Origin of the sequence: Trebonia sp. (genome assembly GCF_049794275.1) — a bacterium.
Classification (GTDB): Bacteria; Actinomycetota; Actinomycetes; order Streptosporangiales; family Streptosporangiaceae; genus Trebonia.
Map to the genome: position 1 here is coordinate 1 of NZ_JBARCR010000738.1, position 2,324 is coordinate 2,324.

Sequence of the window (2,324 nt, forward strand, 5' to 3'; positions counted from 1 at the left end):
TCAGCGTGCGACGCCCGGCTTCCGTTCCTCACCGCGGAACATTGTTCCCCGCGGAGTTGCGCCTCCCAGTTGAGAAGCTGCACTGGCTGTGCCGCTCCCATTCCGCGCGTTGATGGCTCGCCGGGCCGGGGACGGCTGTCAAGGGACGGGGGCCGGTTCAGCTGCCGGTGTCCTGCCGGTGCAGCTCGGTTTCGAGTAGGTTCATGGCCTTGAGGAAGGCTTCCTGCTCGCCGGGGGTGAGCTTGTCCAGGACGCGGGCCAGCGGTCTGGCGGCGCCATCGAGCCAGTGGCCGATCATGGTTGCCTGGCCGGGAATGATCTGGACGATCGTGCGCCGCCGGTCGGCCGGGTCAGGGCGCCGCTCGACCAGGCCCGCACGGTCTAGGTCGGCGAGCACCCCGCTGACCGTGGGAAGGGTCAGGTCCAGCCGGGAGGCCAGTTCTCCGACGGTGAGCGGGCCGCTGCGGATCTGCTCGAGTGCGGCGACGTGCCGCGGGCTCAGCGGAGAGGGCGCGGGCGCGGCGCGCTCCTGCCAACGCCGCATTCCCCTGGTCACGCGGGGAAACAGCTGCATCAGGCGCAGGCACACCGCGGAGTGCTCGGAACTGCCCGCCTGATCCGCCATGGCCCTGCTTCCGTGGTGGCCCCGCCTTGACTGCCTGCACCGGAGTATATATAGGCTTTCGCTATCAAAACTATTCTGTTTCAGGAACGAAAATTTACGGGAGGATGGCATGACACCACAGGGACAGCCGGGTACCCCGGTGCTGCAGGCGCTGGCTGACGGCACGCTCACCGGGTCCTGGGTCCTGGACCCGGCCAGGTCCGAGGTCCGGCTGGAGAGCAGGCACACCTGGGGGCTCCGCCCGGTCCACGGCACCTTCCGCCAGGTCGCCGGCAACGGCACGGTGACCGCAGACGGCCAGGTCACCGGAACCCTCACCGTCGCTGCCGGATCCATCGACACGAAGAACAAGAGGCGCGACAAGGACCTGCGGTCGGCCAAGATCTTCGACATCGCCAGCCATCCGGACATCACCTGCACCGTCGATGGCATGCAGCCCGCCAACGGGGGCGTCCGGGTGACCGGCAGCCTGACCGTCCGCGGGCGCACCCGCCCGCTCTCCTTCGACGCGAAGGCCTCCGCCACCGCAGGCGAGGTCGAGCTGGATGCCCAGGTCCCGGTCGACCGGGCAGACTTCGGCCTGACATACAGCCCGCTGCGCATGGCGTCGCTGAACAACACCATCACCGTCCATGCCGTGTTCACCCGCCAATAGGCCCACGGCGCGCCACGCGATGCCATGCGACGGCCCGGGGATACATAACGTGATCAACGGGCGCGCAGAAGGATTGATCTGGCGACGCTACCTCGTAAGCGTGCAGATGGCGCACTAGCTTCCCGGATTCCACGGCAGCCGGTAGCCGCGGTAGGTGCTAACGCCGTCGGGGAGCTTGGCGTTGAACAGCAGCTTTCCTGTCGGGCTGAACTCGGAGAAGTAGGACAGCCCGCCCCAGCTGACGAACAGGTCGCCGTTTCTCGTGGTCTGCGCGTTGCCGGTGGCGGCGGCCGTCAGGCCCTCCGGCTGGTTCACCGACTTGATCAGGGTCGCCGTGTGCGCGGCCAGGTTCAGGCTGATCGTGACCGCGCGGCTGAAGGAGAACTCGGCCTGCCCGTCGGACTCGTCGTCGAAGACCGTGTACACGTTGCCGCCGAGCGCTTCGGGGTCGTGCTGGAACGCGAAGATCTCGCCGGCGTTGTCCAGCTTCTGGCCGGGCGCGGCCTTGATCGTGAAGGTGCTGTGCTTGCCGCCGAGCTGCCACATTATCGCCCCGGTGCGGAGGTTCACCTTGTAGACGGTCCAGGTGAAGCGCGAGCTGATCAGCAGGTTGCTGTCGGTGTCGAGGTGCACGGCGTTGATGTGGAACCAGTCCCACGGCATGCCCCTCTGCGGCAAGGGCCCGTAGCTGTCGCTGTAGGGCACGTGGCCGGCGCTGTCCCACTGGAACAGCAGTTTGCCGGTCTTGATATCGATCTCCTGCACGACGCCGTCGATGACCTGCTGGTGCGCGGACAGGCCGAGTGAGGTCAGGTTGGCGGTGCCGATCGTGTCGGCGAGGATCAGCGCGGTGTTCCACGGCGTGATCAGGAACTCGTGGAAGTCGGGCAGGTACCCGTTCGCCGGCTTGACGGTGGCGATCTGCTGGTAGCGGTCGTTGTAGATAACGTCCTCGCCGCCGCCGTTGCCGCCGCCCTGGAACCAGGTCAGCACCGGCTTGCCCAGGTAGGTCTGGGTGCGGAAGTCGGTGGCGAACGTGCCCGC

3 protein-coding genes are annotated in these 2,324 nt (G+C 67.4%); 1 reads left to right on the plus strand and 2 read right to left on the minus strand.

Going from position 1 to position 2,324, the window contains the following annotated elements:
• Nucleotides 1–157: 157 nt before the first annotated feature.
• Complete coding sequence (locus tag WA805_RS19495; RefSeq protein WP_422287583.1) at nt 158–625, minus strand: MarR family winged helix-turn-helix transcriptional regulator; 468 nt, start codon at nt 623–625, stop codon at nt 158–160.
• 109 nt (nt 626–734) lie between these two features.
• Between WA805_RS19495 and WA805_RS19500 the strand changes: the two genes are divergently transcribed.
• Nucleotides 735–1,280, plus strand: coding sequence for a YceI family protein (locus WA805_RS19500; RefSeq protein WP_425243045.1), 546 nt, complete (start codon nt 735–737; stop codon nt 1,278–1,280).
• A gap of 114 nt (nt 1,281–1,394) precedes the next feature.
• Here the strand turns inward: WA805_RS19500 and WA805_RS19505 are convergent.
• The coding region (locus WA805_RS19505) for an arylsulfotransferase family protein (RefSeq protein WP_425243046.1) at nt 1,395–2,324 on the minus strand (930 nt) is incomplete at its 5' end.

Coding starts and splice junctions, on each gene's coding strand:
- WA805_RS19495 (WP_422287583.1), bottom strand. CDS start 625: ATGGCGGATCAGGCGGGCAGTTCCGAGCACTCCGCGGTGTGCCTGCGC.
- WA805_RS19500 (WP_425243045.1), top strand. CDS start 735: ATGACACCACAGGGACAGCCGGGTACCCCGGTGCTGCAGGCGCTGGCT.